Source organism: Nonomuraea sp. NPDC050202, assembly GCF_040656115.1.
GTDB lineage: Bacteria > Actinomycetota > Actinomycetes > Streptosporangiales > Streptosporangiaceae > Nonomuraea.
Genome location: NZ_JBFALF010000058.1, coordinates 1 through 26,122, shown reverse-complemented (window position 1 = coordinate 26,122; position 26,122 = coordinate 1). Strand labels below are relative to the sequence as shown.

General features: G+C 69.4%; 24 protein-coding genes and 1 pseudogene. 9 read left to right on the top strand and 16 right to left on the bottom strand.

Annotated features, from left to right (window positions below):
• Positions 1-23: 23 nt before the first annotated feature.
• On the bottom strand, positions 24-665 hold the full coding sequence (locus tag AB0I79_RS59145; RefSeq protein ID WP_357894160.1) for a helix-turn-helix domain-containing protein: 642 nt from the start codon (positions 663-665) through the stop codon (positions 24-26).
• 63 nt (positions 666-728) lie between these two features.
• On the opposite strand from AB0I79_RS59145, the gene AB0I79_RS59140 reads away from it, so the two are divergent.
• Entirely contained in the window at positions 729-1,715 is a 987-nt protein-coding gene (locus tag AB0I79_RS59140; protein WP_357894157.1) for an MBL fold metallo-hydrolase, read from the top strand.
• A gap of 51 nt (positions 1,716-1,766) precedes the next feature.
• Here AB0I79_RS59140 and AB0I79_RS59135 read toward each other — a convergent pair whose 3' ends face one another.
• A complete protein-coding gene (locus AB0I79_RS59135; protein ID WP_357894228.1) occupies positions 1,767-2,165 on the bottom strand; it encodes a TetR/AcrR family transcriptional regulator in 399 nt (132 codons plus the stop codon).
• Between the two features lie 12 nt (positions 2,166-2,177).
• Positions 2,178-2,354 (bottom strand): annotated as a pseudogene (locus AB0I79_RS59130) (helix-turn-helix domain-containing protein); the annotation flags it as partial.
• 90 nt (positions 2,355-2,444) lie between these two features.
• On the opposite strand from AB0I79_RS59130, the gene AB0I79_RS59125 reads away from it, so the two are divergent.
• From AB0I79_RS59125 to AB0I79_RS59115, 3 genes are all read left to right on the top strand, one after another.
• Positions 2,445-5,459: an AAA family ATPase gene (locus AB0I79_RS59125; protein ID WP_357894154.1), complete on the top strand. Its 3,015-nt coding sequence runs from the start codon at positions 2,445-2,447 to the stop codon at positions 5,457-5,459.
• A gap of 34 nt (positions 5,460-5,493) precedes the next feature.
• A complete protein-coding gene (locus AB0I79_RS59120; protein ID WP_357894151.1) occupies positions 5,494-5,820 on the top strand; it encodes a hypothetical protein in 327 nt (108 codons plus the stop codon).
• A 281-nt stretch (positions 5,821-6,101) separates the two neighbouring features.
• Entirely contained in the window at positions 6,102-6,686 is a 585-nt protein-coding gene (locus tag AB0I79_RS59115; RefSeq protein WP_357894148.1) for a TetR family transcriptional regulator, read from the top strand.
• Here AB0I79_RS59115 and AB0I79_RS59110 read toward each other — a convergent pair.
• On the bottom strand, positions 6,683-8,359 hold the full coding sequence (locus tag AB0I79_RS59110; RefSeq protein ID WP_357894145.1) for an FAD-dependent oxidoreductase: 1,677 nt from the start codon (positions 8,357-8,359) through the stop codon (positions 6,683-6,685). The genes AB0I79_RS59115 and AB0I79_RS59110 overlap by 4 nt on opposite strands.
• A 128-nt stretch (positions 8,360-8,487) precedes the next feature.
• Here AB0I79_RS59110 and AB0I79_RS59105 point away from each other — a divergent pair, with 128 nt between their 5' ends.
• Genes AB0I79_RS59105 through AB0I79_RS59095 form a run of 3 tightly spaced genes read left to right on the top strand, consistent with a single transcriptional unit; the run spans position 8,488 to position 10,887 of the window.
• A complete protein-coding gene (locus AB0I79_RS59105; protein WP_357894142.1) occupies positions 8,488-9,300 on the top strand; it encodes a TetR family transcriptional regulator in 813 nt (270 codons plus the stop codon).
• Entirely contained in the window at positions 9,293-10,399 is a 1,107-nt protein-coding gene (locus AB0I79_RS59100) for an LLM class flavin-dependent oxidoreductase (protein ID WP_357894139.1), read from the top strand. The genes AB0I79_RS59105 and AB0I79_RS59100 overlap by 8 nt, the downstream gene beginning before the upstream one ends.
• Complete coding sequence (locus AB0I79_RS59095) at positions 10,396-10,887, top strand: flavin reductase family protein (protein WP_357894136.1); 492 nt, start codon at positions 10,396-10,398, stop codon at positions 10,885-10,887. Before AB0I79_RS59100 ends, AB0I79_RS59095 begins: the two co-directional genes overlap by 4 nt.
• A 761-nt stretch (positions 10,888-11,648) precedes the next feature.
• On the opposite strand, the gene AB0I79_RS59090 is transcribed toward AB0I79_RS59095, so the two are convergent.
• The 3 genes from AB0I79_RS59090 to AB0I79_RS59080 all read right to left on the bottom strand — a co-directional run bounded on the left by AB0I79_RS59090 (position 11,649) and on the right by AB0I79_RS59080 (position 14,029).
• Entirely contained in the window at positions 11,649-11,897 is a 249-nt protein-coding gene (locus AB0I79_RS59090; RefSeq protein ID WP_357894133.1) for a hypothetical protein, read from the bottom strand.
• Between the two features lie 435 nt (positions 11,898-12,332).
• Positions 12,333-12,869, bottom strand: a complete 537-nt coding sequence (locus AB0I79_RS59085; RefSeq protein WP_357894130.1) for a hypothetical protein — start codon at positions 12,867-12,869, stop codon at positions 12,333-12,335.
• A gap of 254 nt (positions 12,870-13,123) precedes the next feature.
• Positions 13,124-14,029 carry a DNA-processing protein DprA gene (locus tag AB0I79_RS59080; protein ID WP_357894127.1) on the bottom strand — a complete coding sequence of 302 codons (906 nt, stop codon included), beginning with the start codon at positions 14,027-14,029 and terminating at the stop codon, positions 13,124-13,126.
• A gap of 193 nt (positions 14,030-14,222) precedes the next feature.
• Here AB0I79_RS59080 and AB0I79_RS59075 point away from each other — a divergent pair, with 193 nt between their 5' ends.
• Positions 14,223-14,462, top strand: coding sequence for a hypothetical protein (locus AB0I79_RS59075; RefSeq protein ID WP_357894124.1), 240 nt, complete (start codon positions 14,223-14,225; stop codon positions 14,460-14,462).
• Between the two features lie 604 nt (positions 14,463-15,066).
• Here AB0I79_RS59075 and AB0I79_RS59070 read toward each other — a convergent pair.
• From AB0I79_RS59070 to AB0I79_RS59030, 9 genes are all read right to left on the bottom strand, one after another.
• On the bottom strand, positions 15,067-16,443 hold the full coding sequence (locus AB0I79_RS59070) for a dihydroorotase family protein (RefSeq protein ID WP_357894121.1): 1,377 nt from the start codon (positions 16,441-16,443) through the stop codon (positions 15,067-15,069).
• A complete protein-coding gene (locus tag AB0I79_RS59065; RefSeq protein ID WP_357894118.1) occupies positions 16,443-17,537 on the bottom strand; it encodes a mandelate racemase/muconate lactonizing enzyme family protein in 1,095 nt (364 codons plus the stop codon). Before AB0I79_RS59065 ends, AB0I79_RS59070 begins: the two co-directional genes overlap by 1 nt.
• Positions 17,538-17,566: 29 nt before the next feature.
• Complete coding sequence (locus AB0I79_RS59060) at positions 17,567-18,298, bottom strand: SRPBCC family protein (RefSeq protein WP_357894115.1); 732 nt, start codon at positions 18,296-18,298, stop codon at positions 17,567-17,569.
• Between the two features lie 2 nt (positions 18,299-18,300).
• Positions 18,301-19,233 (bottom strand): MBL fold metallo-hydrolase, encoded by a 933-nt coding sequence (locus AB0I79_RS59055; protein ID WP_357894112.1) that lies wholly within the window; start codon positions 19,231-19,233, stop codon positions 18,301-18,303.
• 47 nt (positions 19,234-19,280) lie between these two features.
• Complete coding sequence (locus tag AB0I79_RS59050) at positions 19,281-21,512, bottom strand: xanthine dehydrogenase family protein molybdopterin-binding subunit (RefSeq protein WP_357894109.1); 2,232 nt, start codon at positions 21,510-21,512, stop codon at positions 19,281-19,283.
• Entirely contained in the window at positions 21,509-22,372 is an 864-nt protein-coding gene (locus tag AB0I79_RS59045) for a xanthine dehydrogenase family protein subunit M (RefSeq protein ID WP_357894106.1), read from the bottom strand. Before AB0I79_RS59045 ends, AB0I79_RS59050 begins: the two co-directional genes overlap by 4 nt.
• Positions 22,369-22,917, bottom strand: a complete 549-nt coding sequence (locus AB0I79_RS59040; protein ID WP_357894103.1) for a (2Fe-2S)-binding protein — start codon at positions 22,915-22,917, stop codon at positions 22,369-22,371. Before AB0I79_RS59040 ends, AB0I79_RS59045 begins: the two co-directional genes overlap by 4 nt.
• A gap of 13 nt (positions 22,918-22,930) precedes the next feature.
• Positions 22,931-23,932, bottom strand: a complete 1,002-nt coding sequence (locus AB0I79_RS59035; protein ID WP_357894100.1) for an asparaginase — start codon at positions 23,930-23,932, stop codon at positions 22,931-22,933.
• Between the two features lie 393 nt (positions 23,933-24,325).
• A complete protein-coding gene (locus AB0I79_RS59030; RefSeq protein ID WP_357894097.1) occupies positions 24,326-24,961 on the bottom strand; it encodes a PadR family transcriptional regulator in 636 nt (211 codons plus the stop codon).
• Between the two features lie 968 nt (positions 24,962-25,929).
• Here AB0I79_RS59030 and AB0I79_RS59025 point away from each other — a divergent pair.
• Positions 25,930-26,122: hypothetical protein (locus AB0I79_RS59025; protein ID WP_357894094.1), on the top strand; the 193-nt coding region annotated here is incomplete at its 3' end.

The window sequence follows — 26,122 nt, the reverse complement described above, 5'->3', positions numbered from 1 at the left end:
CCACCGGCCGAGCCGGCGAAGGATCAGGAGAGTGGGAGGATCGCCCGGGCGAAGAAGGCGGCGTGGGCGGCGATGCGGTGGCGGGCCGCCTCCAGCTGAGCGGGTGTGGCGTGGGCGTGGAGCCAGAGCATGCGGGCGTGGGCGATGGGGGCCAGCAGGGTGTACGCGAGGTCGCCGGGCTCGCCGAGGTCGCCGCGGATGCGGCCGTCCGCCAGCCAGCGGGTGAAGACGGCGGTCAGATGCGTCAGAGCGTCCTCAATGTCGGCGTGGAGCACCGGGTCGTGCAACAGCCCGTCGCGGGAGACCAAGCTGGTGACCTGTCGCGACTGGGGCGTGTCCCAGGCGGACAGCAAGGCGTCGGCGAAGGAGCGGACGAAGGCCGCCGGATCGTCGGGGGCGAGCCCCGAGGCGGTCTGGGCGGCCTGAGGGCCCGCCAGGGACAACGCCGCCTCGTAGATGGCCCGCTTGCTGGAGAAGTGGGCGTACAGCACGCTCTCGCTGAGCCCTACCTCCCGTGCGATGGCCCTGATCGAGGTGCCCGCGTAGCCACGCTCGGCGAACAGGCGCATGGCGGCGTCCAGGAGAGCGGTCTTGGTGTCCGGGGCCTCGCTCTTCGGGGGACGGCCGGGCCGGCGACGACTGACGGTGGTGCTCATACCGCTCATCTAACCACCCCTTGAAAATAATCGAACGAACGATTATTTTCTCATCCGACGAGAGGAGTCATGATGTCGACCGAGATTCCGGAGCGGGAGATCAGCGAGCTGCCAGCGGGCTACCGGGGCCCCAACCTGTCGCCGGCAGGGCTGGAGCTGATGCCGCACAAGTTCGCCCAGGACATGTACGCGCTGCTGGCGAACATCCCGCCCAAGGACAACAACGGGCTGATCGCGGGGAGCCGGGCGGCCCTGGTGGTGGACGCCGGGATCACCCCGGACATCTCACGGAAGATCCAGCAGGCCGCCGCCGGCCTCGTCGCCGTCCCCGTGCGTTACCTGGTCAACACCACCTATCACGGCGACCACACCTTCGGGAACGCCACCTTCCCCGACGACGTGGTGATCGTCTCTTCGCAGGTCAACAAGGACAACATGACCGACCTGGCCTACGAGAAGCAGACCAGATCCGGCAACATGCACGACCATGCCGCACTGCTCGACGAGATCACTGTCTGGCGCGCCCCTGACCTCACCTTCACCACCTACGCCGAGATCGACCTGGGCGGCCGGGTGGTCCAACTGCACCATTTCGGCCCCGGCAACGGCCCCGGCGACACCGTGGTCTACGTCCCCGACACCCGCACGGCGTGGACGGGCAACTTCCTGTGCCACACGGGCGTCGCCCCGATGCTGCTCCAGGGCGGCCCCCAGCCGTATGTCGACTCGCTGCGCAGGATGCGCGAGACCCTCCCCAACCTGGAAACCATCGTTCCCGGCCATGGCCCGATGGGGGAAGGGCGCGCCGCGATCGACGGCCTGGTGGCCTATCTGGAACGGCTGCACGAGGAGATCGCCGCCAGCGTGGCTGTCGGCCGAACGCTTGAGGAGACCTACGCCGCCTGCACCGATCCGTGGGCCGAGGAACTGGACCCGCGGCTGGCCGCAGCCTTGACGGCCTATCCCATCCCGGCCGCGCAGGCGCGCGAACGCCTGCGCGCCCTGTGCCGCGACCTGCACCGGCTCAACATCCTGGCCACCTACCGCCTGTACCGCTGAGCGCTCGCCCAGCCGACCCGATCTGCACGCGCAGACGTATCGAGGGCACTGTCACGGGACGCGGCCGGTCAGGTAGCGCTGCAGCGTCGGAGCCAGCCAGGCGACGAGCTCCTCGCGCCGCGCCGACACCAGCACCTCCACCCGCACCACGTACCTGGCCACGGCGAACCCGACGAGCTGGCTCATCGCCAGGCCGGCGCGGAGCTCGGGATGGTCCACCCCGAGCGAGCGGGTCAGCTTGGCGAGCATCTCCTTGGCCAGGAACTCCCGTGCCAGCGCCGCCGCCCGCTCACTCGTCGCCGCCGACCGGATCAACCCCAGCAACGGCCCCGGCGCCTCCACCTCACCCACCACATCCAGCACATAACCCGCCAACCGCTCCCCCAACCGCCCCCGCGGCCCCCGCAACAACCCCGCCACCGCCTCCTCCGGCCGAAACACCGACACCATCACCGCACCGAACAACTGCTCCTTCCCCCCAAAAAACCGACGCACCAACGCCGGATCCACCCCCGCATCCGCCGCCACCCCCCGCACACTCGTCGCCTCAAACCCCACACGACTAAACGACACCGCCGCAGCCGCCACAATCTCACCCCTCGTGGTCGACGGCCCCGGACGACGGCCCCTTCTGCTCATCTTCCTCCTTGACGCCACAAGCTATATCCTCATATAGAGACTTACAAGTCCTCGCATGGGGAATTACTGGGCAGAAGAGAGGTGGCTCACATGCCGCTGCCACAACAGCGCCCATTCCGTTCCGGCGTCGCCCTGAACTTGTCGGGCGCGCGCCACATCCGGGCCCTGACCTGGGACCAGGCGTACCCGCCCGGCGACTACACCCTTGCCGTCAGCCATGACCAGGACACATCGGTGCGGCGCCTGACCTCCCTGCCACCCTCGGCGGTGACAGACGTGAACGTCATCGTCCCCCCACGCGTCCCCTTTCGCCTGGTCGGCAGACGCCAGGAGGTGAACGGTCCCGTGCTGCACGGACGTGCCACGGAGCTGGCGGCGATCGACCGGATTCTCGACCGTGCCCAGGCCTCCCGCAGCACCGCGCTAGTGGTGCGGGGCGAAACCGGGATCGGCAAGTCCGCACTGCTCGATCATGCCGCGGCCGCGGCGGCCGCCCGGGGCATGCGGGTACTTCGGGGCTGCGGCGTCCAGCAGGAGATGGAGCTGCCGTTCGCTGGTCTTCACCTGCTGCTGCATGCGGCCCTGGATCGGCTGGCGCAGCTGCCCGCACCGCAGGCCCGGGCGCTGCGGGGCGCGCTGGGCCTGTCTGCCGACGTGGTCGCCGACCGTTTCCTCATCGGCGTGGCGGTGCTCACGTTGCTGGAAGGTCTGGCCGAGCAGCGACCGCTGGTGTGCCTGGTCGATGACGCACACTGGCTCGACCATGCCTCCGCCGAGGCGCTGTTGTTCGCGGCTCGCCGTCTCGGCGCCGAAGGCGTGGCCTTGATCTTCGCCTCTCGTGACCACCCCTGCCCGTTCCCGGCCTCCGGTCTGCAGGAGATGAGACTGGGCAGGCTGGACGATGCCGCGGCCGCGAAGCTGCTGACGGAGCAGGCCATCGACCTGGCCCCGCAAGTACGCGACCGGGTGCTGCTGGAGGCGCAGGGCAATCCGCTGGCGCTGGTGGAGCTGCCCGCCACCTTCAGCCCGCAGCAACGCAGCGGAGAGCAGCCGCCGCCCGGTGCCGGCACCGGCCCGATGGCGCCGTCCGGCCGGGTTCTGGACGCGTTCCGGGATCGGCTGTCCGCGCTGCCCGACAAGACTCGCACGCTGATGCTGGTGGCCGCGGCCGACGACACCGGCAGGCTGGAGGTGGTGCTGGAGGCGGCGCGGCGGCTGGGCGCGTCCGTGGCCGACACCGCACCGGCCGAGGCCGCGCGGCTGCTCCACATCGACGACGGCAGGCTGGTCTTCCGCCATCCGCTGGCGCGCAGCGCCGCCTACCAGCAGGCTCCGCTGGCCGACCGGCTGGCCGCGCACCGCGCGCTGGCCGGCGCGCTGGAGGGCAGGGCCGATGACCTCGACCGGCGCGCCTGGCATCTGGCCTCAGCGGCGACGGGGCCGGACGAGCACGCCGCCGCCGCGCTGGTGCTCAGCGCCGAGCAGGCCCGCATGCGCGGCGGGTACGCCGCGGTGGCGGCCGCCTACGAGCGCGCCGCTCAGCTCAGTCCCGCCCCGGCCGACCGCGCGCACCGGATGCTGTCGGCGGCGCGGGCTGCCGCCGACGCCGGCCATCACGCCGAGGCGCACCACCTGGTGGACCTGGCGGTCGTCGGACTCACCACCCCGGCGGCGCTGGCCCAGGCGGCACGGGTGCGCGCCACCGTCGCCAACGCCCAGGGTGATCCGAAAGCCGCGCACGCCCTGCTGGCAGAGGCCGCCGAGACCTTGGCGGTGAGCGATCAGGAAGGCGCGGCCGTGCTGTTCTTCGAGGCGATCACGTCAGCCTGGGCCGCCACTGAGTTCGCCGCCGCCGCCCACACCGCGCGGCGCGCGGCGGCGTTGCTGCCCTCCCCCACGGGGCACGCCGGCCCCTTGCTACGGGCGGCCTCGGGGCTTGCACGCCTGTCGTCGGAGGAGCCCGCCCGCGCGCTGACCTGGCTACGCGACCTTATCGACGGCCTGCACGCATCCGGTCGCACGGCCGATCTGCAGGAGCGGGCGCGGCTGGCGATCTGGGACCTGGTCACCGGCGACGACGACGCCGCCTACGACCATGCGGTGGCCATCGAGCGCGACTGCCGCGCACAGGGAGCGGTCGGCGTACTGCCGCTCGCCCTCGCTCTGGTCGCCCGCACCCAGGTCTACCGCGGCTTCCACCGCGACGCCGCGGCAAGCGCCGAAGAAGGACTTCGCATCGTTCGCGACACCCTGCACCATCACGAGGCCGCCGCCCTGCTCACCGGGGTGCTGGCCTATCTGGCGGCTATGGAGGGGGACGAGGAGCGGTGCCTGTCCCTCGTCGAGCAGGTCCGCCATTCCTCCGACGCAGGGGCCAGAGGTATGGGGTTCGCCGCCCTGACCATTCTCGATCTCGCCCTGGGCCGCTACGAGGCCGCAGTACGCCGGGCGGAGGAACACAGCGCGGCCCTGCCCGGGGGACGACTCATGCTGACCTTGCACCGGGCCTCCGACCTGGTGGAGGCGGCGGTCCGGGCGGAGCGGCCGGACTTCGCGCACACGGTGGCGGCCTGGCTGCACGCATGGGCAGAGCACACGGGCCAGTCCTGGGCCAAGGCCGTGAGCCTGCGCTGCCGGGCGCTGCTGGCTTCAGGCAAGGAGGCCGAGCAGAACTTCGTCGCCGCCGTGCGCCTGCACCACCAGGGCGGCCGCCCGTTCGAAAGGGCCCGCACCGAGCTGCTGTACGGGGAGTGGCTGCGCCGGGCCCGGCGCCGTGCCGACGCCCGCCTGCACCTGAAGTCGGCCATGGAGATCTTCCAGCAGCTCGGAGCCCGCCCGTGGGCCGAACGCACGCAATCGGAGCTGCGGGCCACCGGCGAACGCCAGGCCCACCCCGCCGACGGCTCCGCCGTGCTCGATCGGCTCACTCCGCAGGAACTGCAGATCGTGCGCATGGCCGCCACCGGAATGACCAACCGCGAGATCGCCGCGTTGCTGTTCCTGAGCCCCAGGACCGTCGGATACCACCTCTACAAGGCCTATCCCAAGCTCGGTATCACCTCCCGCGGGGAGCTGGCCCGACTGGGGCTTCACCCCGACTCATGATCCCTTCCATTATCACCCGACACAGGAGGATCTCATGTATGCCATCGTCCGCCACTACAGCACCAAGACCGGCTCGATAGATGAGATGATCAAGCAGGTCGACGGCGAGTTCGCCGATCGCATCCCCGATCAGGTCGGTTCCCTCCTCTACACCGCCGTCGACACGGGCAGGGGGACGGCCATGACGATCACGATCTTCGGTGACGAGGAGACCGCGGTCCGTTCCGAGAGCACCGTGGCACAGGTGCAGCAGAATCTGGCCTCAAGGTTCGGTGTCGAGGAGACCGCCGTCCATCGGGGCGAGGTCATGGTGAGCAGGGCGGCCGACGCCGTCGTGCAACCGGTCCGCCTGAACCCGTAGCCCCGTGGCGGCGCCGGCCGGCTGAGCCCGCAGGATGAGGCGGAGTCCGGCCCGTGCCGCCGTCGGGCTCCCGGCCCGGCCCGGAGCCGACGGCTCCGGACGCCGGGCCTTGCGCTGTCTGCCGCGTGGACGCCGAGATCGGACGGCAGGTCTTCCGACATGCCTGGGCAGACCGTCGTGGCACGGCTCGTCAGCGGGCCCGTGTCGCGCCACCTCCGTACCCGATTCCTTTATGTCCCCACATGAGGATTTACAACCATTGTTGGCCTACACTTGTTGTCATGGCCTTCACGAAACGCTCCGAGGCGACCCGCAACGCCATCCTCACGGCGGCTAGGAAGCTCCTGACAGAGCGGGGATACGACGCGATGACGATCCGGGCCGTCGCCGCGGAGGTCGGTGTCGACCCCTCGATGGTGATGCGCTACTACGGCAGCAAAGCCGGCCTGTTCAGCGCCGCGATAGACGTAGATCTGCGCTTGGACCAGCTCCCGCCGGTCTCCGCAGACCGGCTGGGTGAGGCCCTCGCGCGCCACTTCCTGGCCCGCTGGGAAGGCGAGCTGTCGGATGATGCGGTGATGCTCCTGCTCCGCTCGGCCAGCACCAGTGACCTGGCGGCCGAACACGTGCGCGCCGTGTTCGCGACACAGATCTCAGCAGCCTTCGAGCGGCTCATCGGAGCCGGCACCCCGGCCCTGGCCAGGCGCGCGGCGCTGGTGAGCGCCCATCTGCTCGGCCTGGCGCTGGGCCGGTACGTCCTGCGCTTCCCGCCTCTGGCCCGCCTGGACGTCGCCACCCTGGCGGACGACGTCGCGCCCGTGCTGCAGTACTACCTCACCGGCGATCTCGCCGGCGCCGTTCGCTAACCCCGGCCCGCCAGAACTTCGTCCGAGCGCGGCCTCAGCCAGAACGCCAGGGCCCCCGTCATCCTCGCGGGCTCGATGCCCCCATGCTCGATGGCCGCCAGGTGCCCGTCGGGCCGCACCAGCACAACGCTGCCATGGCTCACGCCGAACCCGCGGGCGAGCCGTCCCTTGACGTCGATGAGCACCGGGGCGCCGAGCTCCACCGGATCCACCACCCCTTCGTCGAGGACGACATAGGAACGGACAGCCTCGCCGTAGGTCTCCCGTGCCGTCCGGAGGAAGGCCCGGATCCGTTCCCGGTCGGCGCCCAGACGGTCGGCGGAGGCCACGACCAGCAGCGTGTAACCGGTGGCCCGCAGCAGCTCGTGCAGCCGCAGCGAGGCCCGACCCGGAGCCCAGAGATCGGCGTCGGGCACGCGATCACCCACCCGCAGGACACCCCTGGCGCGTTTCCCAGCGTCGTCGGGCCGGGTGTGCCGATAGCCGAAGGCGATGCCGGAGATGGTCGCCGACAGCCGGCGCTGCACCGGTGAGCGCGGGATCAGGCAGCGAGCGGCGGCGTTGCGGAGCAACTGGAGCAGGGGATTGCGCAGCGCGAACGCACGGAACATCAGGTCCGTGCCGTGCCTGACGCTCTCGTGGATCGGCCGCCGCTCCTCGTCGTAGGTGTCCAGGAGCGCCTGCGGAGCCTGACCGTGCAGCACCATGGCCAGCTTCCAGCTCAGGTTGACGGCATCCTGCAGCCCGGTGTTCATGCCCTGGCCCGCCGCCGGGCTGTGGGCGTGGGCCGAGTCGCCGGCCAGGAAGATGCGCCCCACGCGGGTCGTGGCCACCTGCCGGCTGTGGGCGACGTACCGGGTGAGCCACCGCGGGTCCTTGAGCCTGATGGGCCGTGGGGCGATGGCGTCGACGGTGTCCTGCAGTTCCTCCAGGCTCAGCGCGTCGTCGCGGCGGAAGTCCTGCCGGGCGAAGTCGATGGCGAAGACCCGCACGTACTCGCCGAGGAACGGCAGCACCGAGACGAAACCGCGTGGCGAGGTGTAGTTGGTGATGCGCGAGCGCACGAACTCGGTGTCCGCCTTCACATCGCCGATCAGCACCAGGCTCTCGAGCTGCTCGCCGTCGAAGCCGAGCCCGGCCAGCCGCCGCACAGCGCTGTGCGAGCCGTCGCAGCCCAGCAGGTACCGGGCTCTGATGGTTCTCCTCTGCTCGCCGGCCGCCACCGTGGCCAGCACCTCGTCCTCACTCTGCTCGACCGCGACGAGTTCCGTTCCTTCCTCGATCCGCACGCCCCGGCCTTCCAGGTGCTCGAGCAGGATCTGTTCCGTCTGCCGCTGCGGCAGGACGAGCATGAAGGGGTATCGGGTGTCCAGGCCCTGGAGGTTCACCGGGAGCGGCTTGCCGGAACGGCGCAGCCCCACCGCGATGCCCGGCGCGGGATAGCCCCGGCCGACGAACTCGTCGGCAAGCCCGGCGAAGTCCAGCATCTCCAGGGTGCGGGCATGGATCACCAGTGCCTTCGACAGCGGGGACCGCTCGCCCTCCTTCTCCACCACGTGCACGGAGACCCCGTGGCGCACCAGCTCGTGCGCCGCCATGAGCCCGACCGGCCCCGCTCCCACGACGAGTACGTCAGCGTCGTACCCCGACCCGCCCGCGCTGGATCCGCTCATGTCCTTGTCCCTTCCACATGGCACCATTGTGCAAACAACAGTAGGCCAACAGATGTTGGCCTACAAGCGTTAGACAAAAATGGTCCTGATACTTGAAACGAGGTTTAATCAACATCTAGTGTCATTCCATGACATCCGTGAAGGAGATCGCACGGCGGCTGCTCGACCTGGCCGAAGAGACGGGCGCGGGCCCCCTGGCGGCGATGAGCCTGGAAGAGATCGCCGCCCTGCACGGGGTGTCCCGCTCGACCCTGCTACGCCAGATCGGCAGCCGCAGACAACTCGACACAGCCCTGGCCGCGCTCGGCGCCCAAGCCGCACCCCGGCAGCGTGTCGCGGAGCGTGCCATCACCGCCGCCGCGCAGCTGATCGCCACGAACGGCGTCGGCGACACGACGCTCGAGGAGGTAGCAGCCGCCGCCCAGTGCAGCGTGCAGGCGATACACGCCCAGATCGGCGGCAGGGACGCGCTCCTGATCGCCGTCTTCAAGCACTACAGCCCCATGGACGGGATCGCCACCGTCCTGGCCGACCCGCCGCCCGACCTCGTCGACGGCGCCCGGGCGATCTACCTCGCCATCCTGGACGCCGTACTGGACACACCCGCGATCGCGGCCATGCTGGCCGAGGTATTGGCCCGGCCACGCAGCACCCTGGCCGGCCACGTGCGCGACGCCTACGCCGCCAGAGTCACCGGGCTGGTCCAAGGATGGCTGGAGCACCACCTCCAGCACGGCGCGATCCGACCTATGCGCCGCCGGCTTCTGCTGACGCTGTTCACCGGCCCGATCGCCGCCGAAGTCCTCTCCCTGTCAGCCGCGAAGGCAAGCCCGGACGCCTCCTACCGGCGCCGGGCCGCACGCGAACTCGCCGAGTCCTTCGCTCTGGCCGTACAACCCGGCCACAGCACCGTCATCACCACAGGAGACGCACATGCGTAACATCAGCGACAACACCTTCCAGCTCGGCGTCTTCGCCCCCAACATGTGGGGCGGATTGACCAGGACGACCGCCGAGCAACGCTGGCAGGCGACATGGGACAACAACGTCGCCGTCGGGAAGATGGCCGACGAAGCCGGCATGGACTTCCTCCTGCCCCTGGCCCAATGGTCCAGGCTGAAAGGACAAGCCCAGACCGATGGCCACATGCTGGAGGCCCTGAGCTGGGCGGCCGGGATGCTCGCCCAGACCGAGCGCATCACCGTCTTCGCCACCGTGCACACCCCGTTCCTCCATCCGCTCTTCGCCGCCAGGCAGGCCGTGACCTGCGACCACATCGGCAAGGGACGGTTCGGGCTGAACATCGTCTCAGGGTCGGCGGAGCCGGACTTTCAGATGTTTGGCACCCCCATGCGCGACCACGACGAGCGCTACGCCTACACCGAGGAGTGGACGACGCTGCTCAAGCGCCTGTGGCAGGAGCCCGAGCCGTTCGACTTCCACGGCGAGTTCTTCCACCTCGAAGGCGTCTTCGCCCGCCCGGCCCCCTACGGCGGTGACCGGCCCGTGCTGATCAGCGCCGGCTCCTCACCCACCGGGCGCCGCTTCGCCGCCCGGCACGCCGACAGCCTGTTCATGGCCATCCTCTCCCTCGAGGGCCTGGCCGACCAGATCACCGCCACCCGCGCAGACGCCGGCCGCGCCCTGCCCATGTACGGCGCCGGTCATGTGATCTGCCGCAAGACCCGCCAGGAGACCGAGGAGTACTACCACTACATCGTCCACGAGAAGGGCGACCAGGAGGCCGCAGAAGAGGTACGGCGGACCATCTTCGGCAAGGGACAGCAGTCCGTGCCGCGCGAGGTCATCGACCGCATGACGGAGCGCTTGATCAGCGGCGGCGGCACGTTCCCCATCAAGGGCGACCCCGACGACGTCGCACAGACGTTCAAGCAGCTCAGCGACGCCGGCCTGACCGGCATGGCCGTCGCGATGGTCAACTATCTCGACGACCTGCCCATCCTGCGCGACGAGGTGCTGCCGCGGCTGGAGCGCATGGGGCTGCGGAACACGCCTGTAACCGGGGCCGCGGCATCATGACCGTCGAGACGCAAACCCTCAAACAGGCGCTCGCCAAGTACGTCACCGGAATCACCGTCGTGACAACGACAGACTCCGCCGGACGCCGCTGGGGCTTCACCGCCAGCTCCTTCACCCCGGTCTCTCTGGATCCGCCCCAGATCCTGGTGTGCATCGCCCGCTCCGCACAGTGCCATGCGACGTTCATGGAAACGGACGAGTTCGCCGTGAACGTCCTGACCAACCAGCAAGAGGCGGTGGCCGAGCGGTTCGCCCGGCGCGGGGGCGACAAGTTCGCCGGCTTTCCCTTCGAAGCCGGGTCGCACGGCCTGCCCGTGCTCGACAAGGCCCTGGCGGTCTTCGAGTGCGAGACACGTGACCGGTTCCCCGCCGGAGACCACACCATCCTCCTGGGAGAGGTGTCGAACGTGCGCGTGAGCAACGGCGTACCCGCTCTCTACTTCGACCGGAAACTCCGTCGCGTCCCCTGCTCACAGCCTCTGTTGTGACCCCATGGCCCGCAAGGCCCCGGCGGCGACCTGTGCCTTCCGCCCAGAGGCATCGACGGCGATGCCCAGCTGAGCCGAGCCGGTTATCCAGGTGCCGCCGGGACTGGCCCATGCCGCGGTTGCGGCAGGGATGGTCGCGCAAGCGATGGCCAGGAAGAGACTGCCGAGCGCCTGCCCGCCGTCCCACCCTGTAGACATCGCTCTTGGCACCGTCGTTGGCGCCAGCGGCACTGTCATCTGACGGCGAGCACGGTGGCATGACCTTAGGGGACATGACGGGTTCGCGCCCGCCCCGTGTGGACCGAGTCTCAGGAAGATCATTTCGGGACGTGCCGCGGCCCGAGCGCCCGCTACAAGAAGATCTGGCAACGCAGCCGTACGAGGGCGTAGATGTATTCCGCCGTCTCGCGATCAACCTCAACGGTGATCCAGCCCTCGGGGTGCGAGGACTGCGAGCGCCTCAATAATGTGGCCACCGACGCCCGCCCACTCCCTCATCGTTGAGGACGATCACGTAAACGGAACCGAGCGTGCCGATCATGGAGGGTCTCAATCCGCCATGGCTGGAGAAACTGGAGTCGAGGGCTGCGCTACATCCTCGATGCGACGGACATAAAGCGAGGACTGGCCGTGGTGTCCCAACCGAGAGCTCGGCATCGACTAGATCCTCCCAGGCCGCCAGGATCAGGCTGAGGTTGTCGTCGGCAATGTCCTCGGCCCTCAGGCACAGGCGGCCAACGAGCCGGTTCAGCTTGTTCAGTTCAATGATCGTCAGGTAGTTTCTTCGCGACGTCGCGGTCCTTCTTGGCTGGCTCTGTCTTGCCTGTTTCTCGGCCCTTCCAGTGGCAGATTTGTCGGGCGTTCTTGATCTCGGCGGCGCTCATGCCGGTGATGTGCCGGTAGAGCCGATTCTGCATGGTGGCGAAGAACAGGGTGCTGGCCTTGGTGCTGGGAACGTAGTCGATGGCGTTCTCCACCATCATGTCGCGGCAGATCCTGCAGTCGGTCATCTCCCGCGCCGTGCGAGCGCTGCCTGGCGGATCTCCTCGACGGCGAGCGCGCCGAGTTCCGCCTCGCGGGTGCGGACGGCGAAGTAGACCCGCACACCGTCGCCGGGGCGTTCTCGTCTTACGCGCGACCAATCATGTCACGATCTCATGACAGAACGGTCCAATTCGTGACGCAGGCCACCGAGAGGACTATACGTGCCTATCAGTACGGTGTAGGGCGACTCCGGCTTGCCCCAGTATCTGCATACATCGCTAGCGTTCGATCTTGACAAGCCTGTGCGTGCGCGGGAAGAAGCGGGGTCGCGCACCGAAGTCCAACGCACCAGCTTCGAGCTGAGGACCGTCCCAGCTCAAGGTCCGAGCTGGAGACGCTCAATTCGGGCACATTCGGCCAGCTGCCCCTTCCTATAGAGGATCCGCGCGTGTCAGAAATGACTAGCACAAGCAGCAACGTTCGAAGTCGAAGTCCTCGGCCGACGCATCCTTTCTGATTCGCGCGTTGGCGCCGTTGTGTGTTGGGTCGATGAGTCTCGCGATCACCAGAGGCACCACGGCTGTGGCCCCCTGCCGAGACAGGGCCAGTGCCGCGCTCTGCAGATAGCCGCCGCGGACGCATAGGTCGTCCAAGAGCAGCACCCTGTGCCCACGGAGAGGGCCAGTGGTGGTGAAGCCTTCTTTCTGGGCCGTCGTTTCGTTCATGGCCCCGGCCGCCAGGCCAGGCTCGAGCACCGGGTGGTACAGGCGACGAACACTCGGGATGTTCGCCGCGATGCCTTGCGTAGGATGCTCCGGCTCGGCGTCGGGTCGATTGAACCGCGGCTTGGGCACGGTGGTCACCAGAGTGAAGTCGCCGCCGGCCAGTCTGGACAGGCATGCAACGTGAGCTTGGTAAAAACGGTCGATCATGGCAGCGAGGACGGGCGGCCAGTCGACGCTGTCGTCGGGCGGATTCGACCTGATGTGGGCGGTCACCGCCGTATACAGCTGATCCTCCCCCTTGAAGGCCAGAGAGAAGGGGACGATCTTAGTGAGGGCCTCTACGTCGCAGCCCAGGTCTCCCGCTACAAGGCTGCAGCCGCGGCACTCGGGGTAGTACCCCCGATCCTCCTTCGTCTTGTCCTCGTTGGGCCCGGAATGGCAGATCCGGCAGACTCCGGGGCGTACAGCCGGAACGTTCCGAAGAATGCGGCGGTACCGCTCAGTAAGAGCAAGGTAACCGCCCACGGTCAGGAGACGTTCAGTCGAGGGGTCATATCTACGAGATTGACCGCCTGGCGGACCAAGTCGTCAATGTCCTGGACGACAGTCATGCCTGCCCGCACGGCCGCCTGTGCGGCCCACGGCTGTTCCTGCTGGAGCCGCTGGGGCACGAGCACCATCTTGCCGGTCGCCAGAGCCCTTGCGGCATGCCCGTCGGACGAGCCCTCGGGGTGACCGTCGACGATGTACAGGCAGTCGGCTAGCCCGCAGGTCACGATGCGTGCGAGCTCGACGGTTCTGTTTGTAGGGTCGATGTCGGGCCAGAACGGAGACACGACCGCGCCCCGTTCGGCTATCTGCTTGGCCACACTAGCGTGCGCGCCGAATGCCGACGCCGCTGCGAGGCCACCGGCGAGAACCCCCAGGGTGCGACCGCCGACGGCGATCGCCACCTCGTGTACGGCCGCATCCAGGTCCGTGCGGAGCGGCGAGACAACGGTGAGTCCGGCGTGGGCGAGGTTGCGGGCCGCCGCAGTGGCGTGGTCGACGTCGAGTTCGCCGACAACGGCGACGGCCCGGTAGTCGCCGCGCTCGATGCCGCCACGAACCCACAGGAACGGCTGGCGGTCGTAGGCGGAGTACAGGTTGCCGGGATAGCCCTTATCGAGCACGGTGACCAGGTGGACGCCTTCGGAGCGCATGGCGGCGATGAGATCGCGCGCCCACTCGAGGTCCTCTCGCCGGACGCGGGCGGCGATGGCGGCAGCGTGCGCCTGGTCGTCCTCGTCGCAGCCGGTGAAGGTGCCGGCGAGCACGCCGAGGGCGCTGCCGGCGGCGGCGATGACGCGTGTGGTGTGGAACCAGGGCTTGTCGTGGGTGGCCTTGGTGAGGGCGAGGACGGCGGCTTGCTCATCGATCGCGGTCATGGTCATGTCATCACCATCTCGATTCTGGTTGTGAACGTACGCTTCGACACCGGCACGGCGGCAACGGGATGCGTGGTTCTCAATGGCCTATCGTGCCGGGATTGCATGATCGGGGCAGCGGAACAGCCACGCGGATTGTGTGGCGCTGCCGCGACTTGACAGTCGGAGCAGCTGCGGGCTTCGCCGAAGCCCGTCACGAATGGGATTAGCCGCCTCCGCCGCCATCGTCCTGACGGCGGGGACGGATCTGAGGGCACACTCCTCGCGGGGTGTGGGCCGGGCGTGGCTGGCCGCGCCGCACAACCACGCACGGATCTCAGGCGGGCCGACGTATGACCGGGCGCCGCACGTCGCGGTGCTCAAGCTGCACGTCGTCTCCCGCGGCGCGCAGCAGGTCGGCCACCACGGAGGCGATGACGACGCTGCTTTTCCGGACTAAGAACGTGGTGGGAGGAGCCGGATCGGCATTTGAGCACGTGGCCCTACGCATGACCGTTTTGTCGGTCGGCCCGGGCAGCATGGGGACATGATCACGACTGCAGCTGACTACGTCTGGTTCTATGAAGGGTTCCCGAGCTTGTGGCAGGCGTACTGCTGAATCGCCCGAGTTGGGGGAGACTCCACCAAACCATAGGAGCATCGGGGCGGTTCAATCGAGAACCAGGCAGGACTTGGGGCCAGGTCACGTCCATGGCCGTGGGTGTGCCGACAGAGGCATGGCGGGACGTGGCCTCCGGCACGAGCACGACCGCACGCGCGCCGGACGTACAAGCTGGAAGGGCCGAGCCCCGGACGACGAGACCTGGCGGAAATCTTATCCGGGGCCTTGAGACGCTTGAGACGGACCATCGCCTGCCCACCCCATGCCGGCAGGCGTCGCGACGGCAGGACTGTCAGGACTGGAGGGCACCAAGCGGCGACCCATGTCGGCTTACGCCCAACATCGGCGCGGGCCTGCAGGAGGCCCCGTGCAGCAACCTACTCGCATTCCTGGACGCGCCACGGCCCGCCCGGCGTGATCGCGACTGTCGTCCGGTCGGGTCTCAAGCCTGGGCGCTGGATCCCGTTGCTGCCGTGGCGACGCTCCGGTCGATCAGCCGCCCCGTACGCCGGTCGACCGGCTTGCCGTGCTCGGCGATGAGCTCGCCGCGCAAGTAGGTGGCGACGGCACGCCCGGTCATCCCCATGCCCTCATACGGACTCCAGCCCGCCTTGGACAGCACGTCCTCCTTGCGCAGCCGCCAACGAGCCGCCGGGTCGACCAGCACGATGTCGGCATCCGCGCCCGGGGCGATACGCCCCTTGCGCGGCCACAGTCCGTAGATGCGTGCGGGAACCTCGCTGTACAGCCTGGCGATGTCCTCGTAGGCGAGCATCCCGCCCGCCGCGGCGCTCAGCAGCACCGCCATCGTGCTGTCCAGCCCGGGAAGCCCGAAGTGCACGTCCCAGATGCCGCCGGAGGTCTTCTGCTCCGGGGTGGAGGGCGCGTGGTCGGAGGACACGTGGGTGAGCCCGCCATCGCGCAGCAGCCGCCACAGCGCGGCCTCGTCCTCGTCGTGCCGGGCGCGCGCCGGCGGGGTGAACTTGCGGAACGGTCCGTGCGCGTGCACCTCGTCCTCGCGCAGCAGCAGGTATTGGGGGCACGTCTCGGCGTACACCTGCGCCCCGCGGGCGCGTTCGGCCGCGAGGTAGGCGGCCACCTCCGGATGGCTGACATGCGCCACCGTGGCGCGCGAGCCGGTGCGCCGGATGAGCATGGCGGCGACGGCGGCGGCGACCACCTCGGCGTCCCGGTTGCGCCATTCGGGCAGAAGCCCGGGGTCCTCGCGGCCGGCGGCGCGCAGCACCGACTCGGCGGCGGCGGTCAGCGACTCATCCTCGCAGTGGATCAGGCTGATCGCTCCAGCGTCGGCCGTGGCCTGCAGGTGCGCCCGCAAGGTGGCCGCGTCGTGGCCCGGTATCCCATGCGTGGTACAGGTGAACACCTTGAAGAACGCCGCCCCGGCCTGCCACAACGGCGCGACGGCGCCGGTGTCGCCCGGCCAGGCGTGCGCCGCCAGGGCGAAGTCGACGTTGGATCTGCCGTGCAGATATGCCGCCTTGTCCTCCAAGTCCCGCACGGTCCGCACCGGCCTGCCGTGGGAGTGCTCGATGATCGTCGTCACGCCGGACGCCGCGGCGGCCCGGGTCCCGCTGGGGAAGTCTTCCCGGTCGGTGCTGCCCGGATCCATCAGGTGCACATGCGTATCGACCCCTCCGGGCAGCAGCAGCAGGCCGGTGGCGTCGACTGTGTGCGCCGCTCTCAGGCCGGCGCCGTCGAGCGTCAGGATGCGCCCTTGGCGCACGGCCACGTGCGCGGTGCGGCGGCCTTGTGAGGTGACGAGCGTGCCACCAGAGATGAGCAGATCGGCTTCGAGCATCAGACGCGGTACCTTTCCACGGCCTCCTGGGACAGCACGATGCCGAAGCCGGGCCGCTCACCGGCCTCGACACGGCCGTCCACTACCTGAAGGGGTTCCTGCATGATGGGCTGCCACCAGGGCTGGTACTCCTGCCAGACGACGTTCGGCAGCCCCGCGGCAAGGTGCACGCAGTGCTCCATGAACAGGTGCGGCGTCACCGGCAGCTCGTAGCTCTCGCACTGATGGGCCGCCTTGACCAGCTCCGTCATGCCGCCCATCCGCATGAGATCGGGCATGACGTAATCGGCGCCGCCCTGTGCAGCCAACGTCATCAACTCGCCCTTGAGGTAGTTGGACTCGCCGGTGCACAGCGGCATCTCCATCGTCCGGCGCGCGATGGCGTAGGCGTCGACGCGGGTGTAGGGCATCGGCTCCTCCAGCCACGTCAGGTCGAAGGGCGCGAGGCGGGCGGCCATGCGCAGCGTCTGCTTCAGGTCCCACGCCTGGTTGGCGTCGACCATCAGCTTGACGTCGGGGCCGATGGCCTCGCGGACCAGGGCGACGCGGGCCACGTCCTCGTTCTCGTCGGGCAGCCCGGCGCGCATCTTGACCGCGCGAAATCCCTGCTCGACCAGGCTTTGCGCCTCTTTGGCGAGTTCGTCGCGGGAGCGATCCAGCCACAGGCCCTGACTGGCGTACACCTCGACGCTGTCGCGGAAGCCGCCGAGCAGCCGGTGCACCGGCTGGCCGGCCGCCTGGCCCTTGATGTCCCAGCAGGCGGTGTCGAGGGTGGACATGGCCAGCGCGGCGAGGCCTTGCCTGCCGATGAAGCCCACCGCCTTGGACATGCGTGCCCACAGCTGTTCGGTCGCCAGCGCGTCGGAGCCGACCGCAAGGTCGGCGAGGTCGGTGATGAGCCTGATCAGCGACGCGACCTTGCCCTGGCCGAAGGCGAAGCTCCACGCCACGCCGGTGTGGCCGTCGCCGGTGCGCACCTGCACCAGCGCGGTGTCGATGGCGGGGATCGGGAAGGCGGCGGTGACCAGGGGCCGTTCGAGCGGGATGGACAGCAGGTCGGCGTCGACTGCGGTGATGCGGGTGCCGGTGGCCATGATGCTCCTGATGAGGACGTGAAGGGGTGTCAGCGGCGGCCGACGAGGCGGCCGCAGAGCCGGACGAGGGCCTGCCAGAGGCGGGACAGGGCCGACCGGCCGGCGAGGCTGAGAATGTTGATCTCCTGGGCGGGGCGGCCCTGACTGCGGGGCGCCGCGTGCCGGGCGCCGTTCAGGCCGTCCGCCGGGGCTCTTCCGCTGGACTGGCCGGTGGCCGTACGCGCCGACGTCGACGGCGTCCCCGGAGCCGACGGGGCCGACGGGGCGGTGGCAGGCGCGGGCGGAGGCGTTGCCGGGCCCGGTCCGGGCGCCACACGCTCGGCGGCGAGCTTGGCGGCCAGCGCTTCGGCGAACTGGCCGATGAGCCTGTTGCTGACCTCGGTCATCACGCCGCGCCCCATCTGGGCGGGCCGCCCGGTGACGTCGAGCTCGGTCAGCAGCTGCACCCGCGTACGGTCGCCGTCGCCGGCCAGCTGCATGGTGACGTTGGCGCCGGCGGTGCCGTTGCCACGGGCGTCGCGTCCCCGGGCCACCAGCACCGCCACGTGGGAGGCCGCGTCCTTCCCGGTGATCTCCGCCTGGCCCTTGTAGGTGAGGCTCACCGGCCCCACCTTGACCTTGACCCGGCCGGTGAACACGTCGCCGTCGATCGAGTCGAGCACCGCTCCGGGCATGCACTCGGCGATCTGGCCCACGTCCAGCAGGGTCTTCCAGGCGTCGTCCACCGGCAGCGGGACGGTGAAGCTGTTGTCGATGCGCATAGTCATCGTGGTGCCGTCTTTTCGAGGTAGCGGTAGGTCAGCAGGATGTTCAGCCGGTGCAGGGAGTCCATCAGGGCGGGGAAGCGGTCCGCGCCCGGGATCTCCGGCGGCAGGGTCAGCGGGTCCTTGAGCTCGATCGTGTCCATCATGCTGTCGAGGTCCAGGCCCTCACTGCGGTACCGGTCGACGCCGGCGGCAAGGTTCTCCAGGTAGGCCAGCATCCAGCTGATGGACGGTTCGGCGTCGCTGAGCGGGCCGTGTCCCGGGACGAAGCGGTCGAGTTCGAGGGTGGCCTTCATGGCCCGGATGGAACGGGTGTATCCGATGGGGTCACCGGCCAGCAGCATCGGCGGCATTCCCGCGTGCCGCAGGAAGTTGCCGGCCCACACGACCCGCGCGTCGGGCACGTGAACGAGCGTGTCGCCGGAGCCGTTGCCGGTGCCGAAGTGCCACAGGTGCACCATGCGGCCGCCCAGGTCGATCTCGCAGAAACGGTCGAACACGATGTCCGGCTCCCGCCAGGTGACGACCTCTTCCATGCCCGGATCGCCGTACATGCTCTCGCCGCGCAGCTTCTTCTCCATCTCCAGGTCGGTCATCGCCGCCTTGTTGAGGCGGGAGGAGATGATGGGCACGTCGTCGGGGAAGGCGACATTGCCGAAGGTGTGGTCACCGTGGTAGGTCGTGTTGGCGACGTAGAGGACGGGCTTGTCGGTGATCTTTTTGACCACCTCCTGGATATAGGTGCCCACGCTCGGCGTGATGCCCGTGTCGACGACGAGCGCGGCCTTGCTGCCGATGATCAGGCCGTTGTTGTCCTTGGGCAGCCGGTTGGCCATGAGGGCGTAAACCCCCTTGGCCAGCTCGGTGGGGATGAGCTCGAGCCCGACGGGACTCAGGTTCGGGGCGAAGAACCCCTTCTGCCGTTCGGTCATCTCCGGGACGACGGGGGCGGGCCAGCAGTACACAGATACCTCCCAGATCAGGCGGGACGAAGCAATTCGCGGACGCGGTCAGGGGTGAGTGGAAGCCGCCAGAGGCGGGCGCCCGCGGCGGCGCCGAGCGCGTCGGCCACGGCGTTGGCGATGGCGGCGGGGGTGCCGACCATGCCGGATTCGCCACCGCCTTTGACGCCCAGAGGGTTGGCCGGGGTGGGCCGCTCTTCGATGATGACCTCGATGTCAGGCAGTTCCTCGACGGTGGGCATGCGGTAGTCGGCGAGGAGGGTCGACAGTGGCTGGCCGTACTCGTCGTAGAGCAGTTCCTCCAGCACAGCAGCGCCGATGCCCTGGGCCGCCGCGCCCGCGAGCTGGCGGCGCAGCAGTTTCGGGTTGATGGCGCGGCCGACGTCGTGCAGCACCAGGTGCCGCAGGACCCGCACCTGCCCCGTGCCGGGGTCGATCGCGATGAGTGACAGGGCGGCGCCGAAGGAGAAGCTGGGATGGGGTTTGTCGAAGCGGCCCCAGCCCTCGCCCAGGTCGGCCAGCGGCACCGACGCGCCTGAAGGCGCCGTGGCCTGCCCCCCGGACAGCCGGACATCGGCGCTGGGCACGCCGAGCTTGGCCGCGGCTCGGCCGCGCAGGTCCTCGGCCGCCAGGGCCAGGGCGTTGCCGGCCAGGGTGGTCGCCCGGCTGGCGAAGGCGCCGAAACCGTCCGCCAGCTCGCTGGTGTCGTGGTGGTCGATGGTGACAGCCTCCATCGGCACGCCGAGCTTCTCGGCGGCGATCTGGGCGAGCACGGTCTCCACGCCCTGGCCGAGCGAACCGACTCCGACGTGCGCGACGAAGCCGCCGTCCGGGCGCGGCACGATCCTGGCCTCCTCGAACGGGCCGATCCCGCCGATCTCGGTGTAGGCCGCGAAGCCGATGCCCACGCATTCGCCTCTGGCGCGCCGTGCGTCCCTCTGCTCCCGCAGATCGGCGTAACCCGCCTGATCGAGGAGGCGCTCGAAGCCGGCGGGGAAGTCGCCGCTCTCGTAGGTGATGGGCGTGGGCTTGAAGCTCCACGGCAGTTGCCCGGACTCGATCAGGTTGCGGCGACGCAGGTCGGCGGGGTCGAGCCGGAGTTCGTGGGCGAGTCTGTCGAGCATGCGCTCGCGGACGAAGGTCGCCTCGGTCATGCCGGGACCGCGGTAGGTTCCCACCGGTGTGCGGTGGGTGAGCACGCCGTGCGTCTCCACGGAGAACGCCTGCCACCGGTACGGCCCCGGCATGTGCAAGGCGGGCAGCAGCGCCGGCAGGATGCCCTGCGAGCGGACGTAGGCCCCCTGATCGCACCAGGCGCGGTCGCGGAAGGCCAGCAGCCGTCCGTCGGCCGTGGCGGCCACCTCGAAGTCGTGCTCCTGCTCGCGCGCGTGGTTGGTGGCGACGAAGTGCTCCACGCGGTCCTCGATCCACTTCACGGGCCGGCCGAGGCGTAGCGCGAGGAAGGCGATGAGGTAGTCCTCGGGGTACGGCTCGCCGCGCACCCCGAAACCGCCGCCGACGTGGTTCTCGACCAGGCGGATGCGGTCCCGGCCGATGCCGAGCATGCCGCTGAGCGCCTGGCGGGTGAAGTGTTTGACCTTGGCCGCGCCCCAGAGGGTGAGCACGCCGGTGCCCTGGTCCACCTCTGCCAGGAGGCCGCGCGTCTCCATGGGGACGGCGGTGTGCCGGTGCACCCGCAACCGGTCCCGCAGCACGATGTCGGCGCGGGCGAACGCCTCCTCGACCTCGCCGAAGGCCAGGGGTACTGTGGCGACGAGGTTGGTGCCGGTCTCGGGATGCACCAGCGTCGTGCCCGCGCAGGCGGCCGAGACGACGTCGTTGACCACGTCGAGTTCGTCGAATTCGAGGTCGACCAGCTCGGCTGCGTCCTCGGCGAGGTAGGGGTCGCCGGCCACGACGACCGCGATCGGCTCGCCGACGTAGCGCACCACCTCGCGGGCCAGGGGTGGCTGCAGGAATTTGTGGGTGTCGGGGGTCTCGGCCATCGGCAGGCGGATCGGGATGCGCACGTCGGGCACGTCGGCCGCGGTGATCACGGTGATGACGCCGGGCTGGGCCAGCGCCTCGGCCACGTCGACGGACACGATGCGGGCGTGCGCGACGGGACTGCGTACCACCCTGGCGTAGAGCTGGCCTTCGCGATCGACGTCGGCGACGTAGCAGGCCGATCCGTCGAGGAACGGTGAGTCGTCTCGTTCGACGCTGGCGCCGATGTAGCTGTAGGTCATGGTTCCTCCCTCAGCCGCGCCAGGGCCCGTTCGACGAGCGTGGCGATGAGCTCCCTGCGGTAGGCGGCGCCGGCGTGCGCGTCGTGCGAGGGGTCGCAGCCCGCGGCGGCGCGCCTGGCGGCCTCGCGCACCGCGCCGTCGGTGAGATGCTCGCCTTGCAGGACGTTCTCGGCTTCGCCGGCGCGTACGGGCACCGCGCCCACTCCTCCGAGCGCGATACGCGCGCTGCGCACCCGGCCGTCGTCATGGGTGGTCAGGGTGACGGCGGTGGAGGCGAAGGCAAAGTCCCCGGCACGTGGGCTGAATTCCTCGAAGACGCTGCGCGTGCGTGGTGCCGGGGCCGGAAAGCGCGCCCCGATCAGCAGTTCGGCGGGTTCGAGCACGGTCATGAGCGGCCCGGCGAAGAAGTCGGACGCCGGGATCTCGCGATCACCTTGACTGGAGCGTGCGATGAAGGTCGCGTTCATGGCGGTGGCCACGACCGGGAGTTCGGCCGACGGATCGGCGTGCGCCGTGCTGCCGCCGAACGTGCCGCGCAGCCTGATGGGGTAGTGGCCGATGAGGGCCGCGGCCTCGCGCAGAGCGCGCCACGGGCCGCTCAGCCGGTCGCAGCGTTCCAGTGCCGCATGGCGGACCAGGGCACCGACGTGCAGCCCGTCACTGCCCTGGCGTAGATCGGCGAGGCCGGGCAGGCGGTTGATGTCGATGAGGTGGCTCGGCCGGGACATGCGCAGGGCAAGCAGCGGCATCAGGCTCTGGCCGCCGGCGATGAACTTGGCGTCCTCACCCGCCTCCGCGGCCAGGCTCAGCGCCTCCGCGACGGAGGCCGGCCGACAGTAGGCGAAGGGTGGCGGTTTCATCTGTCCCCTCCGGTCAGTTCTTGCTGCGCGGCGAGCACGGCCCGCAGGATGGGGACCCCCCCGGTGCATCGGCACAGGTTGGCGGACAGAACCTCGCGCACTCTCTCAGGAGTGGCATCGGGCTCATCGCGCAGCAACCCGACGGCCAGCATCAGGAAGCCGGAGGTGCAAAATCCGCACTGCAGTGCCCCGTGCTGGTGGAAGGCGCGCCGCAACGCGTGCAACTCTCGGCTGGGCGGCGCCTGTTCGACGGTCTCCAGCGTGCAGCCTTCGGCCTGCACGGCCAGAGTGAGGCAGGATCGGATGGGCTGACCGTCGAGGAGAACGGTGCAGGCGCCGCATGAACCCTGTTCGCAGCCGAGCCGGGTGCCTATGAGACCTTGCTGTCTCAGCGCGTCGGCCAGTGTGCATCTGGCAGGCGCTCGGACGTGCACCGGCTGGTCATTGACGACCAGATCGAACTGTGCGCGGTCGTCCGGTTCGAGCCAGCTGTCGCGGGTCTGCGGGCCGGAGTGATGGTCGGCGCGGTGGTCGGCGTATGTCATGTCGTGCCTTCCCTTATCCCGAAAGGGCGTCGTAGGCGGCCGCGATGGAGGTGCGGCGCCAGCCCGCGCTCATGGCGAGGGCCAGCAGGACGCGCGCCTGTGGGGCGGCGAGCACGCCAGCGGGAATGAGGCCCCTGGCGAGCAGGTCCTGTTCCGAGCCGGGGAAGCCATAGGTGCCAGTGAACGTCTCGCCCGACCCGGTGCGCGAGGCGAGCACCACGGGCATGTCACGCGCCAGAGCGGTCAGGTCTTCCACCATGCACTCCGCCACATGTCCCACACCGAACCCGGCCACGACTACCCCCTCGTAGCCGTGGCCGGGGAGTGTGCGCAGCAGGCGTCCGTCGTCGCCGAGGGCGGCGGTCACCAACGCCACGGGGGCGATCGTCTTGGCATCCGGGGGCAGTTCGACGAGGACGCGTCCGGACAGCCGCAACGGGATCCTGACGCGCTCCTCTGCCGTCCAGCCCACGGGTCCTGCTCCCGCTGACGCGAACGCGGAAGGTCGGCTGGCGTGGGCCTTGCGGACGAACCTGGCGGCGTGAATCTCGTCGTTCATCGTGACCAGCACGCCCATGCCGCGAGCCCGGTCACTCGCGGCGACGAGCACGGCGTTGCGCAGGTTTGCGGGACCGTCGGCGCCGGGCTGGGCCGGGTCGCGCATGGCGCCGGTCACGACGACGGGCTGGTCGGCGGCCAGCAGCAGGTCGAGGGCCATGGCACTTTCCTCGATGGTGTCGGTGCCCTGGGTCACCACGACACCCTCGACTCCATCGTCGAACAGTTGTTTGATTCTGTGGGCCAGTCGCAGGAGGTCGGGCAGGGTCAGGTGGGCCCCGGGCAGGCGGGCGAAGCTTTCGGTCTCGATCCGGGCCAGCCCTTGCAGGCCGGGAACGGCGTGCACGAGGGCATCCGCGTCGAGGGCCGGAGCAACACCCGCGCGGCCATCCTGGGCCGCCATGGCGATGGTGCCGCCCAGTGCCACCACCCGAATTCGACGATCACCCTCGGACACCGCTCCTCCTCAGCTCGTTATACATCAGCTTACGTAAACTCATACATAAATGGAAGTGGTTCGGCACCATCTCGAGGTCGTATCAACAGGTCAGCGCCCATGGGGCCCGAAGCGGGCACGGGTGTGCTCTGGCCTGACTCCGGCTTACATCGACGAAGGCCTCACACGAAAGAGAGCGGTGCACTGCTGTGCCGGCCGCAGGATCGCGCGCGACCGGCGGACGGAGCGGCGTGCCGATGGTCGCAGGCCCACTCGTACGGTCGCGCCCGGGGCGCCACCCCGGGCAGCGGACCCGGTTACGCCGACGCGCCGCAGACCGAGACGCTCACTGGCACGGCTCAGGGACGGTGGGACGCGCGCCGGCGCCGGGGATCGGCTCGGCCGGCCGCTTCGTCATGCCTCGGAGAGGCCGGGCGAGTCCGGCTGCTCTCCCCACAGCGGCACCTTCTTCTCCTCCAAGCGGTCCAGCAGCTCAAGCCCCTCCTCCGCCCACGCGATCTCCATACGGGCCTTGGCCGCCTCCCCTCGAAACGCGAAGCTCCTGAAGGCGATGATCGCCTCGTGTTCGGCGGCAGGGCGCTTGGCCAGCCGTTCGCGCAACAGGGAGACGCGAGCGGCTTCGATATCGTCGACCAGGTGCTCCCACTCGTGCAGTGCTCTCAGGTAGTGCCTGCGATGCTCCTGCAGCTGGCGGCGCGCGCTCGCGTAGGTGCCCATCTCGAAGTGGGCCGATCGCAACCGGTACGGGTCACGATCTCCCTGGTAGGGGGCCAGGGTGCCCAGCCAGGTCTGTAGTTCCTCGACACCCGCCTCACTGATGGAGTAGATGCGCTTTTCCGCCTTGTCTCCACGTGGGACGACCTGGGCGTCCACAAGCCCGGCACGCTCCATGCGCCGCAGCTCAGGGTAAATCTGGCTGTGCGGGGCGCTCCAAAGGAAAGCGACGCTGCCATCGAAGTACTTCACCAGGTCGTAGCCGGTCATCGGTTTCGCGGTGAGCACGGCGAGCAGAGCGTGCCGGAGCGACATGGGGACCTCCGCGGCGCATGGATACGTACATACAACACTATCGCTGAACGTATCGCGCGCCACACATCTGATGAACGGTGATACAAGATCGCCTGATCGACGGCCAAGGCTCTGGCTCTTACCAGGCCGGACGGCTGGATTCCCATCCTCGACGAAGGGCCTCGCTGGGACACACGCCTGAAGATCCTCGAGCTGCTGGCCATCATCCACAGATGCAGTTACAACGACCGCAGGCTCGTCCGGCTGTGGGATGCGGTGTTACGCGCCGTTGACGCCAACATGATGACCGAGCGCCTCATCTGCCTGGCGGACGCGACCGCTGAACGGCCCAAGCAGCACGGCCGCATGTCGCAGCCGTGGGCTGCAACGCTCCAGGCTTGGTTCCGCTGCTCCGCGCCTCCATCCCCACGCCAGACCGGCGACGCCATCACCATCGCCCTCGGCCACCTGCCGGAGTGGGTAGACGCTGGCACGGCACAGGCGCTCCGCGAGGTGATCCACGAAGAAAATTCCCGCGCTGGGCCGGAGGAGCGCCCGTCCGCCGACTCGGTGAGAACGGGCGCCAAGGCCCGTCTGCGTATCCTGCTGCGGCCAACCGCCATGCTGGTCGTTCGACTGCGCCAACGGTCGCGCCGATCGGGGCCGTAGCGACTGCTGTGGCGTGCGCGCGGCCAGGACCGCCGCTGACGAGCTCGGCGAACGGATCGTGGAGTGCCGCGAACTCGTCCAGGATCTCTGACATCTGCGGTCGCAGGCTCGGCGACCCGCAGGGGCTCGGCCGGCGAGCCGGCGGACGCTCCCAGGCCGGTGCCCGCCGGGGAAGGATCCCTGTCGGCGTACTCATTGATGTGCGGAGGTGAGTACGAGTAACGCGCAGAGCTGTCAGGGCCGGGTTTCGCTGGTTCCCCGTCAGATGGTTTTGCCGTCGAGGCTGACTCCGCTTGACGGTGGTTCGAACGCGGGTCCCCTTGTTCGCTGCCATCCGGCGCGATGCCGTCAGGCCGCTGGCCCATACGACCAGGCCAACCCTGCGGATCGGCGCATGCGCATACGAGCAGGGCCGGCTGGGTAGCGCGCTGCGAATGTGGTCAACTCCGACATCCGGGCCGAGGCGCCGATTCATCACTCTCCTGATCACCGTGCTGCTGCTCGGCATCACCG

Coding starts and splice junctions, on each gene's coding strand:
- AB0I79_RS59145 (WP_357894160.1), bottom strand. CDS start 665: ATGAGCGGTATGAGCACCACCGTCAGTCGTCGCCGGCCCGGCCGTCCC.
- AB0I79_RS59140 (WP_357894157.1), top strand. CDS start 729: ATGTCGACCGAGATTCCGGAGCGGGAGATCAGCGAGCTGCCAGCGGGC.
- AB0I79_RS59135 (WP_357894228.1), bottom strand. CDS start 2,165: ATGGTGTCGGTGTTTCGGCCGGAGGAGGCGGTGGCGGGGTTGTTGCGG.
- AB0I79_RS59125 (WP_357894154.1), top strand. CDS start 2,445: ATGCCGCTGCCACAACAGCGCCCATTCCGTTCCGGCGTCGCCCTGAAC.
- AB0I79_RS59120 (WP_357894151.1), top strand. CDS start 5,494: ATGTATGCCATCGTCCGCCACTACAGCACCAAGACCGGCTCGATAGAT.
- AB0I79_RS59115 (WP_357894148.1), top strand. CDS start 6,102: ATGGCCTTCACGAAACGCTCCGAGGCGACCCGCAACGCCATCCTCACG.
- AB0I79_RS59110 (WP_357894145.1), bottom strand. CDS start 8,359: ATGAGCGGATCCAGCGCGGGCGGGTCGGGGTACGACGCTGACGTACTC.
- AB0I79_RS59105 (WP_357894142.1), top strand. CDS start 8,488: ATGACATCCGTGAAGGAGATCGCACGGCGGCTGCTCGACCTGGCCGAA.
- AB0I79_RS59100 (WP_357894139.1), top strand. CDS start 9,293: ATGCGTAACATCAGCGACAACACCTTCCAGCTCGGCGTCTTCGCCCCC.
- AB0I79_RS59095 (WP_357894136.1), top strand. CDS start 10,396: ATGACCGTCGAGACGCAAACCCTCAAACAGGCGCTCGCCAAGTACGTC.
- AB0I79_RS59090 (WP_357894133.1), bottom strand. CDS start 11,897: ATGACCGACTGCAGGATCTGCCGCGACATGATGGTGGAGAACGCCATC.
- AB0I79_RS59080 (WP_357894127.1), bottom strand. CDS start 14,029: ATGACCATGACCGCGATCGATGAGCAAGCCGCCGTCCTCGCCCTCACC.
- AB0I79_RS59075 (WP_357894124.1), top strand. CDS start 14,223: ATGGGATTAGCCGCCTCCGCCGCCATCGTCCTGACGGCGGGGACGGAT.
- AB0I79_RS59070 (WP_357894121.1), bottom strand. CDS start 16,443: ATGCTCGAAGCCGATCTGCTCATCTCTGGTGGCACGCTCGTCACCTCA.
- AB0I79_RS59065 (WP_357894118.1), bottom strand. CDS start 17,537: ATGGCCACCGGCACCCGCATCACCGCAGTCGACGCCGACCTGCTGTCC.
- AB0I79_RS59060 (WP_357894115.1), bottom strand. CDS start 18,298: ATGCGCATCGACAACAGCTTCACCGTCCCGCTGCCGGTGGACGACGCC.
- AB0I79_RS59055 (WP_357894112.1), bottom strand. CDS start 19,233: ATGACCGAACGGCAGAAGGGGTTCTTCGCCCCGAACCTGAGTCCCGTC.
- AB0I79_RS59050 (WP_357894109.1), bottom strand. CDS start 21,512: ATGACCTACAGCTACATCGGCGCCAGCGTCGAACGAGACGACTCACCG.
- AB0I79_RS59045 (WP_357894106.1), bottom strand. CDS start 22,372: ATGAAACCGCCACCCTTCGCCTACTGTCGGCCGGCCTCCGTCGCGGAG.
- AB0I79_RS59040 (WP_357894103.1), bottom strand. CDS start 22,917: ATGACATACGCCGACCACCGCGCCGACCATCACTCCGGCCCGCAGACC.
- AB0I79_RS59030 (WP_357894097.1), bottom strand. CDS start 24,961: ATGTCGCTCCGGCACGCTCTGCTCGCCGTGCTCACCGCGAAACCGATG.